Below are 13,532 nucleotides of genomic sequence, written 5' to 3' on the forward strand. Positions count from 1 at the left end.
ACTCGAAGCGGACGCCCGCGAACGTCAGGAACACCAGGACCCGTGTCACGCCACGGGCTAGCGCTGCAGTGTCAGTAGCCCCGGCCGGTACGGCAGGGTGCCGTAGTCCCCGCCGTCGGTGCGGGGGTCGCGCCCCTGGTAGAGGAACTGCAGATTGCAGGGGTCAATGGTCTTGGTCTGGTCGGGGTTGGTGCGAACCACATCGCCGTGGCTGATGTCCCTGGTCCAGGCCGTCGCGCCGCTGTTGGCACTGCCGGCGAAGGGGCTGGTCACGGTGTTGGCCTGCGGCTGAGGTGTCCACGTGCCGCCGAGGCTGGTGGCCGTGAACGAGCGGAAGTAGCGACCATACCCCGTGTAGTTCTGGGCCTCGACGATCATGAGGTACTGGTTCTGACCCTTGACCTTGTAAACCTCCGGCGCCTCGAACAGGTCGAGCGACGACTCGCTCATGATCTTCGTGAACGAACCGAAGGTGCCCGGGAAGTTGCCGATGGGCATGCTGGCGCGGTAGATACCGCCCTCGTCGTCGGCGAAGAACATGTACATGTTCGTGTCGTCGCCGATAAGGGTCACGTCGAGGGGGCCCCTCTTCCGGCTCGTGCCGTCGGGATCTACGACGTCCGGGAGGGTGGTCGTGAAGAGATCCTGCTGCGGGCCCCAGCCGTTGGGGTCGGTGGGGTCGCTAGAGGTGCGGTAGGAGAAGCTGTAGGGCCAACCCCCGTTGTAGGCGAGCACCCAGATGTTCTTCGGGGCGAAGTAGAACAGCGTCGGCGCGATGCCGTCGAAGGGAATCTTGTTCTGGGTGGCGGTGGCCATGTCGGACCAGTTCGTGAAGGGACTGAAAGTCGTCAATCCCCAGCGCCCATTCTCACCGGCGACGGTGTCGTGCGTCGTGGCATAGACGACGTGCTTGCCGTTGTGGACGACGCTGGTGAAGTCCTTGAGCGCGGCCCACCCCGCCTTCGGCTGCGCCAGCGGGCCGGTCGATGTCCAGCGGTAGGTCGATGGAAGGGCACACGTGTTGCTCGTCCCGGACAGGCCGGTCCACTTCTGGTTGGTGCCGCCGTGGCAGGACCAGATCTGTACTGCCGTGCCGTTGGCCTTGCCCCAGCCGGCGACCTCCAGGCACAGCCCGGACCGGACGCCGACGATCGTGCCGTCGGTGTTCACCCGCCACTGCTGGTTGTCACTGGCGTTGCAGTTCCAGATCTGCACCGGGGTGCCGGACGTGGTGGCGCCGCCCCGGACATCCAGGCACTTGTTGCCGTACACGGTCAGCTGGTTGCTGTCCGTCAGTGTCCACTGTTGGTTGACTCCGCCGTGGCAGTCCCAGATCTGGACGTTCGCGCCGTCGGTCTGGCTGAAGCCCGACACATCGAGACACTTGCCGGAGTCGACACCGCGCACGTCGCTGGTGGTGGCCGCCTGAGCCGGGCCGGCGACGAGCAGCGCCGCCAGCGCGGTCAGGGCCGCGACCGCGGCGGCGAGCACCGCGGAGGGGCGTCTGCGGCTGAAACTACGTCTGTGCATAAGGACCTCGTCATCCTTGAGCAAGCGGCTCCGGTTCGGCCCGTCCGGGGCTGTCCGAAGGCGGTGTGGTGCGACCCTCGATGTTCCGGTATGCCGAACAAGGGTCGAAGTGTCGAGCAATTGGATGATAAGGATCCGGTGATCAACGTCAACACCTCGGGCACAATTCGCAAGCAGGAACATTCACAGACTGAAACCGGGCGGCTTCAAGACCCGTGGTCGTACGGGTCTTCGGCGTGAGGGGCAGGTAGCGGTGCGGGCGCAGGCTTGGACAGGCACCGTTGTAGTACTACTGATCTTTTCGTAAGTTCGGTGCATGTGGTGGGTGGAGGGTCGGGCCTGTGTGAGTGAGGGAGGACCATGGCAGTTGTGGGTTGCGGTTGATGTGGTGGATGCCTTGCTCGGTGGCGTCGGCGACATCGGCGAGGTGGTCGCCGACGAGGTTGGCGAGTTCACGTTTCCTGAGTGAGGGCCACGGCGGTTCCACCGGGTTGAGGTCGGGAGCGTAGGCGGGAAATCGCCCGGAGTGAGCCAGTCCTGGCCGGCGACCCACGCCCGCATCGCGCGGCTCCAATGGGCAGACAGATCGCCCCTGACCAGGACCACCCGCTCGCCGCAGTAGACGCCTTCATCTGCTCCATGACCTCGATGAGGGCGGCGGTGTCGTAGCTGCCAGGCTTGAGATGGAAACACAGCGGGCCCCTCGACCGGGGTCGGCGGAGTGGTATCCCAGGGCCCGGCCATCGACGCCAGCTTCCAGTTCAGCCGGTGCCGCAGCAGCGGGGTCCGACCTCGGGGTGCGTAGGTGCGGCGGACCTGAGGCAGCAAGGAGCCGCCTGATTCGTCGAGGAAGACGATCCGGGTACGTGTGTTCACCGCCCCTTTTTGATCCGCGGCCACTCGTGCGCGATCCAGCGGGCGATCTCTGACTCGTCCCCGTCGACCGCCCGCCGCTCAGGCCGCTGCAGACTCCATCCGAGACGCCCGGTCGGCAACCGCCACACCGACGCCCTTGACGGCACCACTCCCGTCACGCGCTCCACGACGGCGCCGACTCGCTCCAGGGTCCCCGGGTCGGCCTCGAAACCATGGGCTTGGGCTCCACTCTCCAACGCGGCCCGGACGGTCTCGACCTGGGCGTCGTCCAGCTTGGGCGGACGACCGGTAGCCGCACGCCGCCGCAAGGCCGAAGGGTCACCTTTCTCCCACGCCCGCCGCCATCGCCGCACGCTCTCGGCACACACCCCTCGTGCGGTTCCTTCGGGACCGCAAACTCCGGGTGCGGACGCCGACGATCCCTCCGCGGTACTGGTCGGTGCCGCTCGGCGAGTTCTCGACACTCCCCGCACCGCAGGCGGCCGCCGCGGGCGCACGTCGACCGGACCGGCGTCAGTGAGTGTCACCGGCCCCGCCGTGAGCGCGGGTCGGGCATCGATCCGAGCCTGAGGCTCGGGTGGGCGACCTGGCCGGGGGTACGTAATGATCACCGAGCCTGCGCCCGCACCGCTACCTGCCCCTCACGCCGAAGACCCGTACGACCACGGGTCTTGAAGCCGCCCGGTTTCAGTCTGTGAATGTTCCTGCTTGCGAATTGTGCGCGAGGTGTTGACGTTGATCACCGGATCCTTATCATCCAATTGCTCGACACTTCGACCCTTGTTCGGCATACCGGACATCGAGGGTCGCACCACACCGCCTTCGGACAGCCCCGGACGGGCCGAACCGGAGCCGCTTGCTCAAGGATGACGAGGTCCTTATGCACAGACGTAGTTTCAGCCGCAGACGCCCCTCCGCGGTGCTCGCCGCCGCGGTCGCGGCCCTGACCGCGCTGGCGGCGCTGCTCGTCGCCGGCCCGGCTCAGGCGGCCACCACCAGCGACGTGCGCGGTGTCGACTCCGGCAAGTGTCTCGATGTGTCGGGCTTCAGCCAGACCGACGGCGCGAACGTCCAGATCTGGGACTGCCACGGCGGAGTCAACCAACAGTGGACACTGACGGACAGCAACCAGCTGACCGTGTACGGCAACAAGTGCCTGGATGTCCGGGGCGGCGCCACCACGTCCGGCACCCCGGTGCAGATCTGGAACTGCAACGGCAGTGACAACCAGCAGTGGCGGGTGAACCCCGACGGCACGATCGTCGGCGTCCGGTCCGGGCTGTGCCTGGAGGTCGCCGGCTGGGGCAAGGCCAACGGCACGGCAGTGCAGATCTGGTCCTGCCACGGCGGCACCAACCAGAAGTGGACCGGCCTGTCCGGGACGAGCAACACGTGTGCCCTTCCATCGACCTACCGCTGGACATCGACCGGCCCGCTGGCGCAGCCGGCGAACGGGCAGCTCGCGCTGAAGGACTTCACCACCGTGAAGTACAACGGCAAGAACCTGGTCTACGCAACCACCGCCAACGAAAGCGGGTGGGGCTCGACGATGTTCAGTCCCTTCACGAACTGGTCGGACATGGGGGCGGCCACCCAGACCAAGACGAACCACACCGCGGTGGCGCCCGAACTGTTCTACCTCTCGACCAAGAACATCTGGGTGATGGTGTACCAGTGGCCGGCGTTCCTCTACAGCACGTCCAGCGACCCCACCGACCCCAACGGCTGGTCCGCCCCGCAGTCGCTGTTCACCGGCACCCTCCCCCCGAACCCCGATCCGAACAAGCACGACGCCCCGCTCGACGCGACCCTGATCGCCGACAACCAGAACATGTACATGTTCTTCGCCGGTGACAACGGCAAGATCTACCGGACGAGCATGCCGCTCGCGAACTTCCCCAGCAGCTTCGGCTCCTCGTACACGACGGTCATGAGCGACGAAACGGACCTTCTGTTCGAGGCGCCGGAGGTCTACAAGGTCCAGGGCCAGAACCAGTACCTCATGATCGTTGAGGCGTCGGGTACGAACCGCTACTTCCGCTCGTTCACCGCCTCCAGCCTGGACGGTCCGTGGACCCCGCAGGCCGCCACCGAAAGCAACCCCTTCGCGGGCCAGGCCAACAGCGGTTCCACCTGGGCCCAGGGGGTCAGCCACGGTGACCTGGTCCGCAGCAACCCCGACCAGACCATGACCATCGATCCCTGCAACCTGCAGTTCCTCTACCAGGGCCTCCTCAAGGACATCCCGCCGGGCACCGGCTACATGAGCCTGCCGTACCGGCCGGGCCTGCTCACCCTGCAGCGCTGAACCGCCCGGTCCACGGTGATCGCGATGGGGTGCGGTCCGCCGACGCGTGGACGAGCGGTCTACGGCGTGGGCGACTCCACCTGCTGACCAATACTCACCGCCTCGAGGAACCCCAGCCGCGCGTCGGCTGGGGTTCCTCCCTTTCGTGGACTCTCATCGTGGATACGGACCGAAGCCCTACGACGCCACCGGGGTTCCGCCTGCCGGCCGTGGTGTGCCGAGAATTCCGCCGGCTTCATCCGGGGCACCGGCCCGTGTCGCCGTCGTCCTCATGGCCCCGTCGTCTTCCTGCTGCGACTACGAGCCCATCGCTTCGGCGCCGACGCCCTCCTCGGCAGTCACCTGCCGATGCTCCAGACCTACGGCCATCGCCCCCTGACGGCCTTCGTCGACCACGGCCCGGGCGGAACCGGCGAGCCCGTCGCTGCCCTCCTGCGACCGGGGAACGCGGGCTCCAACCCCGCTGCCGACTGCATCACCGCCGCCCAACCGGCCCTCGCCCAGCTGCCGAAGTACTACCGGCGAGCGCGGCAGGCGCTGATCCGCACGGACTCCGTCGGCAGCACCCACGACTTCATGTCCTGGTTCGCGAAACGAGGACGATGGCTGGCCTACCCGGTCGGCATGGTGATCACCGAAGCGATCCCCGAACTCGTACTGAAGGGTCCCCGCCTCAGCCTGGACCCCGGCAGTCGAGGCCGACGGCGAGGCCCATGACGGGGCCTGGGTCGCCGCGCCCACCGGCAGGCTCCTGGACGGCTGGCCCACGTGCATGCGGCTGATCGTCCGAAAGGAGCGGCCCCATCCTGGCGCCCAGTTGCGGATCACGGACGCGGACGGCATGCGGATCACGTGCTCCGCACCAACACCCCAGACGGCCGATCGCCGAACTCGAGCTCCGTCACCGGCTGCGGGCCAGGGCCGAGGACCGGATCGGTCTTCCGTGCCGACGGCCGTAGAGTCCAACTCGTCCGCCCGGTCGTGTGGTTGCTTCGCACACCCGTGAGCTTCGGATGTCGGGTCGTCGTCGGTCCAGCCATCCGCCTCAGTCCTGGCTCGGGATCGACCCGGTGGTGTCAGTGGTGGCGGTTAGTCTGCACAGGTGATCGAGACGACAGATGATGACCGCCGCTTTCCGCCTGCTCTCGCCGATGTGGCCAGGGTCGAGTTCGACTACGACGACGACGGTGAGGGCGTGGACTTCGAGCCGTACGACGCCTTCGAATCCGCCGAGGAGACCACCGACTGGCTGCGTCACTGGACCGGGAACCACGAGCTCGACGGCGACGCCTACCGGCTCTTCGGGATGGACGGAAGCGGCGGTCAGGCCGCCATCTGGTGCGCGCGGCCGGGGCGCCCCCTCGCCGAGCAGCCCGTGGTGTTCATGGACTCGGAGGGCGAGTGCGGTGTAGTCGCCGGGGACCTGTCCAGCTTCCTGTGGGTGCTGGCCGATGGCATCGGACCAAAAGAAGCCGCCCTGTACGAGACTTACGACGTGCGTCCCGACGCAGTCCTGACCGCGCTCGCCGAGCGGCACGCGACCACCCCGCGTCGGCCGGCCCAGGAGATCATCACGGAGGCCAAGGCTCAGTTCGCGAGCTTCGCCGCGGACCTCGACGAGCTCTGCCGCTATCAGTAGCTGTTGTCGTTGCGATCTTGAGCGGTGTCCGTCGAACGGGAGTTTCGATCGGGTGGTCGCGGGGTGCTTGGTGTATACGAGCGGGGCCTCCTGAACAGCTCGTTGGTGTCGAATCACCGAGCAGCATCAGGAGGCCCTGGTGCCGCGGTGTTCCGTGTCGATGGCCGGGCAGCCCAGTTCGGTCGCCCGGGAGTGTGACTGTCTGGCGCACCGGTTCGGAAACGCTGCCGACAACGGGTTTCGGAAGTCGCGTCACCCGACGGACATGACGGACGTGGAGTTGAGGGCGGTCCGGCCGTTGCTGCCGGTGCCGGGGTGGATGCGCGGTCGGGGAGGCCAGCCGGAAGCGTACTGCCACCGGGCGATACTCGATGCCATCCGTTGCCTGGTGGACAACGGCATCAAGTGGCGGGCGATGCCCGGGGACTTCCCGCCGTGGGACCGGGTAGACGCGTTCTTCCGCCGCTGGCTCGACCATGGCGTTCCACGACCGGCTGCGCGTGAGGATCCGCGAGAGGGAGGGGCGGGACGCGGAGCCGACGGCCGGCGTGATCGACTCGCAGCCGGTCAAGGCGGACGCCGTCGTCGGCGGCGACAGCCGCGCCGCGGCTTCGACGGCGGCAAGCTGATCAACGGGCGCAAGCGGCACGTCGTGGCCGACACGCTCGGCCTGCTGCTGGGCGTGATGGTCACCGCGGCGGACACCGCGACCGGGCCGCCGCCCGGGTACTGCTGCAGCGGGTGGCCAACGCGCACCACCACCTCGCCCTGGTCTGGGCCGACGGCGGCTACACCGGCAGCCTCGTCGAGTACTTCCCGGCCGCGCTCGCACTGGTCCTGGCGATCGTCAAGCGCAGCGACGACCAGAAGGGGTTCGTGGTGCTGCCCAAGCGGTGGATCGTCGAGCGGGTTCTTCGCCCATCTGATGCGCACCCGCCGCCTGGCACGCGACTACGAGCGGCGCACCACCAGCGCCGAGGCGATGGTCTACTGGTCGATGACCCTGCTCATGGACCCTGCTCATGTCCCGTCGCCTGGCCCGGTTCACGCCCTTCGCGAGCCTGAACCGGCCCGGTGTCGGCTCGGCCAGCCAGCCGCGCGCGACCAGGGGTTTCGCCTTCGACCACAGTGCCTCAACCCGCGTCGGCACCAGGTCCACGCCGAACGCTGTGGCCATCTCCCGGCAGGACAGCGGCCCCTGACCGAGCCGGAGACGGTCCGCGAGCGTCTGCAGGATGCGCTGGTAGTCCACCGACACCGACCAGGCCAGCCCCTCACGCCACACCGGCACCTGCGACTTCGGCTTCGCTGCATCCCGGGGCGCCGAGTGAGCGTCCGCATCCCGCGGATCCGGGCTCACCTCCGTGCCGGCGGTGTCGCCGCCATCCGGAGCCAGCACCGTATCGACCCGCCTGCGGGCGATCGCCCACTCCTGCCATTCCTGCTCGGCCGCAGCGAGCTCGGCCTGGATGCGGTCGGCCTCCTCCCGCAGACCGTCGACCCGACGGCGAGCGGCGAGCTCTTGCTGTTCCAGCAGTCCAACGACCGACGGCATCCGCGACCTCCCGGCAAGAAACAACCCGACAGGCCACGACTCCCACCGAATCACCGCCCTATGCCCGACCAGCGGAAACGCGGCGATCACGTCCGGAAGGACAACAACTTCTCAGATGTCCAGCCCGGCTTCCCACTTGCGTCGGCGCAGTACGTAGTCGCTGAAGAGATGTCGGCTCCGGTCGAGAAGCTCACCCACCTCCGCGTCGCCGCGCCGCCCGTCCGGCGACGGATGCCAGCGCTGCACTGATTGCGCAGCCCAGGTGCGCAGCTTCATATCCGGGTCCTCGAGCAGGCCGACCGCCGCCCGTAGCGCCACGATGCCGCCGCGCGCGTCGAGCAGCCGGAATGCGCCGACGCGGACGTGCCGCGGCCGATCGGTACCGGTGCGCTCCAATAGCCAGTCGGCGGGCAGTTCCTTCGCCGAGGGCAGCAGGGCGGCGGCGGTCTCGCGGACGACACCGGCGGCCGGGTCGTCGAGGAGCGGCCACAACTGCTTCGCATCCACGCAGTCCAGTGCCCGCAGCCCTGCCACCGCTCGCGCCCGCACCCCGGCCGCCGGGTGCACGAGCAGCGGCCGCAGCAGCCTGGCGTCCGCGCGGCTCCCGCACTCGGCCAGCCCGATGACTGCACCGGGCGGCACATCGGGGTCGTCCGGTGCCGTGCACCGCTCCCGGTACCAGGCCGCCGGGTCAACGCCCTGCTGCCGTACGACATACCGTGCGCAAGCACGCACGAGCGCGGACCGGTCGCTGAGAAACGGCTCCGCCTGCTCTGACCGCCCTGCCCGTCTCAGCGCGGTGACGCCGGCCGAACGGGTACGCGGGTTGCGTGCGGACAGCAGTAGAAGCAGCACATCCTCGTAGGCATCCTCATCCCCCAGAGCCGCGAGCGCCGCTGTGGCACACAGGTCCTGGACCACGGTGTCCTGGTCCCGGGCGGCCACGCGGGCCAGCTCAGCGGGACGGAGCAGTCGGCCCTCGACGGCCAGCCGGTACACGAACCGCCGCACAATGCGGTCGGGGTCAGCGAAGAGAACAGCGAGCTGCCCGTGGGATGCCTGTCGCAGGATCTGACCGAGCACATCGACGCCGAAGGCACCTCTGTCGCGGCGGCCGACGCGGAGGATGAGCGGCGCGAGGTCGAGGGCAGAGTCCACGTTCAGGGCCTCGCGCAGCAACTTCCGGGCGTGTTCGCGCACTGGGGCGACCCAATCGGCGCAGCGGATCACGACCAACGGCAGCAGACCGGGGTATCGGACCGACTGACGCACCGCCTCCTGACGGATCCTCCCGTCGCGGTGGCAGAGGGCCAGTGCGAGCCGAGACTCGCCGAGCTGAGTCAGGTCGGCGGGCAGTGGGGCGGAGTGCTCCCACCCCGGCAGGAACTCCGAGCGGTGCCAGGCCACCTCACGCACTCCTGCGTCCAGCGCGAGCCAGTCAGCGGGGTCGGCGACATCAAGCGTGCTGGGAAGCGGCGCACCTCCCGCGAGCCGCGTCGCTGCCGCTGTCCCGTCCTCGATGTCCTCAAGCATTCCCGCCCCCAGCAGTCGTAGCAGGTGATCGTAGGGTGCGGGGTTCGCGCAGGGCGCGCGAATATGGCCCGTGATCGCCAAGGGCCGCCGCCCGGCACCCTGCCCACCAGAAGCCGAACGCGGTCACATCGCCCCTGCTTCGCTTGCCGCTGATGCCAGGTAGCGCGCCGCATCCGTGACAATCGCCAGGCTTTGCCCTACTGAAGCCGCAGGCGGGCGGATGCCGGTGGTGCCAACTATCGTGCTTCGGCAATCCGGGGACATGGACGACGTCACCTCGCTCGACGCCGCCGGCGTCGGCCACGACGTGGTCTTCTCCTACCAGAAACTTCGCCACTTGTCAGCCCAACTGCTGCGCCCAAGGCGCAGGTTGGAGAGGGCTCGGTATTCGCCGTAGAGCGAGTAGTTCCGTACCCGGCTCGGTCACGTCGGCGGTGACAAGGTGTAAAGCTCTCGCTGCGACGGGCGCTGTCTGTGCGAAGACGCCGGATCAAGTAGAAGATCGGCGTCTTGCGGTGAACCCGCGACGGACACCCGCGCGCCGGCGGGCCTTCGCCCTCTGCCACCGCGCCGTACGGCCCCCTCCCGGCAGCGGCACTCCCGCGCGGCAGATGGCTCACCCGGCGCTACGAGGTTCACGGCGCCGGTACGGCACCGATCTGCTGCATCACCCCGAGGAGATCGGGCTGGCCCCGTTCGCCGACGATCCGGCCGTCGGCCAGGTAGTAGAAATTCATGGCCTGCACCAAGATCTTGTTGCCGGTCGCCGGGATCCCGAAGAATTCACCGTCGTGGGTTCCCCGCATGGTGAACCGCGCGGCCACGGTGTCGCCTTCGGCGACCGTCTCCTCCAGCGTCCACTGGACGTCGGGGAAGGCGCTGCGCATCATCCCGATGACTTCCAAGTACCCGTCGGGCCCCCGCAGTGGTTCCGGGTGGCTCGGCGCGTGGAACACCGCGTCCGGGGAAATGACCTCGCGGGCGAGATCCTCGTTGCCCGTGTTGATGAACTCGACGAAACGGTTCATTACTGACTCGGTGGACTGCGATGGCATGTTGCTGTGCCTCTCCAGAGACGTGTGGGCGGGTACCTGGCGAGCGTAACATCGAATCGATGTTCACATCGATTCGATGTTCGCGTGGGAAGATGGACTCATGCTGGAACTCGCGATACTCGGCTTCCTCGCCGAGGGACCCCTGCCTGGACACGAGTTGCGCCGCCGCATCTCACAGCTGACCGGCTACACGCGGCCGGTCAGTGACGGCAGCCTGTATCCGGCGATCAATCGCCTGGCCAGGGCGGGCTTGATCGAGCGGCGCGCCGACCCGGCCGCGGGGGCGGCCCGGTACGTGCTCAGCCTGACGGAGCCCGGACGGGCCGACATGCTTCAGCGCCTGCGCAAGCCCGCCGACCACGAGATCACCGACTTCACCCGGTTCTACGTCGTCCTGGCCTTCCTCTCCCACCTGCCCGACGTGGCCGAACAGCACGCGGTGCTGCGCAGACGGCTGGAGTTCCTGGAGGAACCGGCGAGCTTCTTCTACGACAACCAGCGGCCCTTGCGTGCCGAGGAGATCGCCGACCCCTACCGGCGGGGCATGCTGCTCACCGCCCGCGCCACCAGCCGCGCCGAACGGACCTGGCTGCGCGAGACCCTCGGGGAGGAACCGCCCGTATTCGACACCGGATACACCGACAGCGATCCGCATGTGCCCGCCGCTCCCGCGAGCTGACCGCCCCCGGAGGTACCCCCATGCTTGCTTCCTGGTACGACGACCAGGGCCCCGCCGCCGATGTCCTGCACGTCGGTGAACTCCCTGATCCCGTCCCCGGCCCCGGCGAGGTCCGCGTCCGCGTCACCGTCTCGGGCGTCAACCCAGGCGACACCAAGAAACGGCGCGGCTGGCTCGGCTCGTCCATGCCCTTCCCGCGGGTGATCCCGCACAGCGACGCCGCCGGAGTCATCGACGCCGTGGGTGTCGGAGTCGACGTCCACCGCGTCGGACAACGGGTCTGGGTGTACGGCGCCCAGTCCTACCGCCCCTTCGGCACCGCCGCCCAGTACACCGTCGTACCCGACCACCAGGCCGTACCTCTGCCCGACCACCTCGGCGACGAGTTGGGCGCGAGCCTCGGCATCCCCGGCATCACCGCCCACCGCACCGTCTTCGCCGACGGCCCGGTCGACGGCCGACGGGTCCTGGTCCACGGCGTTCTCGGCGGCGTCGGCTCCCTGGCCGCCCAGCTCGCCCACTGGGCCGGCGCCACCGTGATCGCGACGGTCCGCCGAACCGCGGACCTCGACCGCGTCGACCCGGCTGTCGCCCACGCCATCGCCCTGGACACCGGCGAGCCCGCCGCTGCCATCCGCTCGTACGCGCCGCGGGGCGTCGACCGGATCATCGAGGTCGCGCTGTCCGACAACGCCGATCTCGACAACGCCGTCGCCGCCGACAACGCCGTCATCGCCGCCTATGCCACCCGCTCGGACCGCACCGAGATCCCCTTCTGGCCTCTGCTGTTCAACAACGTCACCCTGCGGCTGCTCGGCAGCGACGACTTCCCCGCCGAGGCCAAGCGCCAGGCCGCCCGCGACCTCACCTCCGCCGCGGCCGTCGGCGCTCTCACCATCGCCGTCGGCGACCGTCACCCGCTGGACGACATCGCCAAGGCCCACGACCGCGTCGACACCGGCGGTGGCCACGGCCGCATCCTGGTCACCATCCCCCAATAGCGCAGACTCGGAACACTGCTCGGGTCTGTCAAACGAGCGGTGTAGTGACACCGCGGTTCTTGATCTCGGTGAGGATGTCAAGCCAGTGCTTAGCACGCCCTCGCCGCCGTCCCCGGCCCACAGGCCGTGCTGCTGGCCGACAGGTGCAGGGAATTGCCACAAGGTGCGGGCTGGTGGCCGCGCGACGTGGTCACGCGGCCGGCACACGTTGGTTAGGCGTGTCCGCTGTACGCCAGGCTGCATGCCTCGTAGTCGCCCTTGACGGCGCAGAGCTGGATGAAGACCTTGGTGCCCTCAGCCAGGTTGCCAGATTGCCAGGGGCTGTGGTAGACGGCCGAATGCCCCCGGGTGGTGGCGCGACGGTACTCCGGGGAGATCATCGTGGCTTCCATGCCGTATCCCTCGGACAGCCGGTCCAGAACACGGAACGCGTCCCCGGGCTCGTGCTCGGGGTCGTCCGGAATGGGGTCGCCTCGCCACTCCATGAGGCCCGCGTAGGTGCCGTTGTAGTAGGCGGCGATGGTGTAGCTCCCGTCCTCGGACACCGCGCTCTTCTCGAAGGTGAACGATTCCGCTTGCGCGTGGCCCGCTCCCAGAGTGAGCGAGCTGCCGACCGTGAAAGTGCAGGCTGCCAGAAGTGTGGCAAAACGCTTCTTCATCCGCCTTAAAACCCCCTGCTATGTACGGGTGTTGATCATTCTGATGATCGGCTACCGCCTGGGCGTCGTCAACCGGGTATGGACGCCGGCGCGTGTCTCAGGCTGCAGGAGCGGGAGTACGTCGCCATGGCAGGGCAGTGGCGGGTTGTCCGGGGGTAGTTCGTGACCTGTCCGGTGCGGCAGCGGCGTCGTTGAACAGCACGACCCCATAGACCGGGCCCCGGGGACATCTGCGGTGCCCCACAGCAGTTCCAGGGCCTCGCCGATCTCGTGGCCGCGACGGACCCGGGTTCGGGCGGGCCTCTCCGATCCGCTCAGCGGTCTTGCCGACGCCGGCCGAGTAGCTGCGGACCGTGTTCGGGTTGCGGAGCGAGTCGAGGAAGGCGTCGGCCGCCGCGCGGACGGTCAACGCGGCATCGCGCTGGCTCTTCGCCGGCCGCCCGGCCGGCCGACCGGCCCGTGGACCGCGACCGTCCCGCGGCACGGCAACCGCTACCAAGTCGAACCCGAACTGGTCGGTCACAAGGTCGAGATGGTCTTCGACCCTTCGACCTGACCTTCCTGCGGGTCCGTCTCGACGGCAAGGACGCGGGCACCGCCACCCGTTCCAGATCGAGCGGCACTCCCCCCAAGGCCAGGCCCGAAGTACCCACCGAGGAACCCAAGGCGACCACCGGCATCCACTACTCCACCTGGT

General features: G+C 68.6%; 10 protein-coding genes and 4 pseudogenes. 7 read left to right on the top strand and 7 right to left on the bottom strand.

What is annotated here, in order from left to right; translation table 11 throughout:
- Positions 1 to 57: 57 nt before the first annotated feature.
- Entirely contained in the window at positions 58 to 1,530 is a 1,473-nt protein-coding gene (locus tag ACZ6BB_RS20735) for a non-reducing end alpha-L-arabinofuranosidase family hydrolase (protein ID WP_471616621.1), read from the bottom strand.
- Between the two features lie 872 nt (positions 1,531 to 2,402).
- Positions 2,403 to 3,017, bottom strand: coding sequence for a helix-turn-helix domain-containing protein (locus ACZ6BB_RS20740; RefSeq protein ID WP_471616622.1), 615 nt, complete (start codon positions 3,015 to 3,017; stop codon positions 2,403 to 2,405).
- Between the two features lie 269 nt (positions 3,018 to 3,286).
- Here ACZ6BB_RS20740 and ACZ6BB_RS20745 point away from each other — a divergent pair, with 269 nt between their 5' ends.
- The 5 genes and pseudogenes from ACZ6BB_RS20745 (at position 3,287) to ACZ6BB_RS20765 (ending at position 6,982) form a co-directional block, all read left to right on the top strand.
- Entirely contained in the window at positions 3,287 to 4,714 is a 1,428-nt protein-coding gene (locus ACZ6BB_RS20745) for a non-reducing end alpha-L-arabinofuranosidase family hydrolase (protein ID WP_471616623.1), read from the top strand.
- A gap of 354 nt (positions 4,715 to 5,068) precedes the next feature.
- A pseudogene (locus tag ACZ6BB_RS20750) lies at positions 5,069 to 5,649 on the top strand (transposase); the annotation flags it as partial.
- Between the two features lie 167 nt (positions 5,650 to 5,816).
- Entirely contained in the window at positions 5,817 to 6,353 is a 537-nt protein-coding gene (locus ACZ6BB_RS20755; RefSeq protein WP_471616624.1) for an SMI1/KNR4 family protein, read from the top strand.
- Between the two features lie 319 nt (positions 6,354 to 6,672).
- Positions 6,673 to 6,777 (top strand): annotated as a pseudogene (locus ACZ6BB_RS20760) (IS5 family transposase); the annotation flags it as partial.
- A gap of 52 nt (positions 6,778 to 6,829) precedes the next feature.
- A complete protein-coding gene (locus tag ACZ6BB_RS20765) occupies positions 6,830 to 6,982 on the top strand; it encodes a hypothetical protein (RefSeq protein ID WP_471617022.1) in 153 nt (50 codons plus the stop codon).
- Between the two features lie 391 nt (positions 6,983 to 7,373).
- On the opposite strand, the pseudogene ACZ6BB_RS20770 reads toward ACZ6BB_RS20765, so the two are convergent.
- From ACZ6BB_RS20770 to ACZ6BB_RS20780, 3 genes and pseudogenes are all read right to left on the bottom strand, one after another.
- Positions 7,374 to 7,908 (bottom strand): annotated as a pseudogene (locus tag ACZ6BB_RS20770) (hypothetical protein).
- 111 nt (positions 7,909 to 8,019) lie between these two features.
- Entirely contained in the window at positions 8,020 to 9,441 is a 1,422-nt protein-coding gene (locus ACZ6BB_RS20775) for a hypothetical protein (RefSeq protein WP_471616625.1), read from the bottom strand.
- Positions 9,442 to 10,076: 635 nt separating this feature from the next.
- Positions 10,077 to 10,469 carry an ester cyclase gene (locus tag ACZ6BB_RS20780; protein ID WP_471616626.1) on the bottom strand — a complete coding sequence of 131 codons (393 nt, stop codon included), beginning with the start codon at positions 10,467 to 10,469 and terminating at the stop codon, positions 10,077 to 10,079.
- 127 nt (positions 10,470 to 10,596) lie between these two features.
- Here ACZ6BB_RS20780 and ACZ6BB_RS20785 point away from each other — a divergent pair, with 127 nt between their 5' ends.
- Together ACZ6BB_RS20785 and ACZ6BB_RS20790 are read left to right on the top strand one after the other, a co-directional pair.
- Positions 10,597 to 11,175: a PadR family transcriptional regulator gene (locus ACZ6BB_RS20785; RefSeq protein WP_471616627.1), complete on the top strand. Its 579-nt coding sequence runs from the start codon at positions 10,597 to 10,599 to the stop codon at positions 11,173 to 11,175.
- Positions 11,176 to 11,195: 20 nt separating this feature from the next.
- A complete protein-coding gene (locus ACZ6BB_RS20790) occupies positions 11,196 to 12,176 on the top strand; it encodes an NADPH:quinone reductase (RefSeq protein WP_471616628.1) in 981 nt (326 codons plus the stop codon).
- 212 nt (positions 12,177 to 12,388) lie between these two features.
- Here the strand turns inward: ACZ6BB_RS20790 and ACZ6BB_RS20795 are convergent, their stop codons facing one another.
- Both ACZ6BB_RS20795 and ACZ6BB_RS20800 read right to left on the bottom strand, forming a co-directional pair.
- A complete protein-coding gene (locus tag ACZ6BB_RS20795; RefSeq protein ID WP_471616629.1) occupies positions 12,389 to 12,721 on the bottom strand; it encodes a hypothetical protein in 333 nt (110 codons plus the stop codon).
- 339 nt (positions 12,722 to 13,060) lie between these two features.
- Positions 13,061 to 13,244: pseudogene (locus ACZ6BB_RS20800) on the bottom strand (site-specific integrase); the annotation flags it as partial.
- Positions 13,245 to 13,532 lie beyond the last annotated feature (288 nt).

The sequence above is a fragment of the Streptomyces sp. NPDC041108 genome (genome assembly GCF_055592645.1).

Excerpts from the sequence above, each read along its gene's own strand:
- ACZ6BB_RS20790 (WP_471616628.1), top strand. The coding sequence starts at position 11,196 with ATGCTTGCTTCCTGGTACGACGACCAGGGCCCCGCCGCCGATGTCCTG.
- ACZ6BB_RS20785 (WP_471616627.1), top strand. The coding sequence starts at position 10,597 with ATGCTGGAACTCGCGATACTCGGCTTCCTCGCCGAGGGACCCCTGCCT.
- ACZ6BB_RS20765 (WP_471617022.1), top strand. The coding sequence starts at position 6,830 with ATGGCGTTCCACGACCGGCTGCGCGTGAGGATCCGCGAGAGGGAGGGG.
- ACZ6BB_RS20780 (WP_471616626.1), bottom strand. The coding sequence starts at position 10,469 with ATGAACCGTTTCGTCGAGTTCATCAACACGGGCAACGAGGATCTCGCC.
- ACZ6BB_RS20745 (WP_471616623.1), top strand. The coding sequence starts at position 3,287 with ATGCACAGACGTAGTTTCAGCCGCAGACGCCCCTCCGCGGTGCTCGCC.
- ACZ6BB_RS20775 (WP_471616625.1), bottom strand. The coding sequence starts at position 9,441 with ATGCTTGAGGACATCGAGGACGGGACAGCGGCAGCGACGCGGCTCGCG.
- ACZ6BB_RS20735 (WP_471616621.1), bottom strand. The coding sequence starts at position 1,530 with ATGCACAGACGTAGTTTCAGCCGCAGACGCCCCTCCGCGGTGCTCGCC.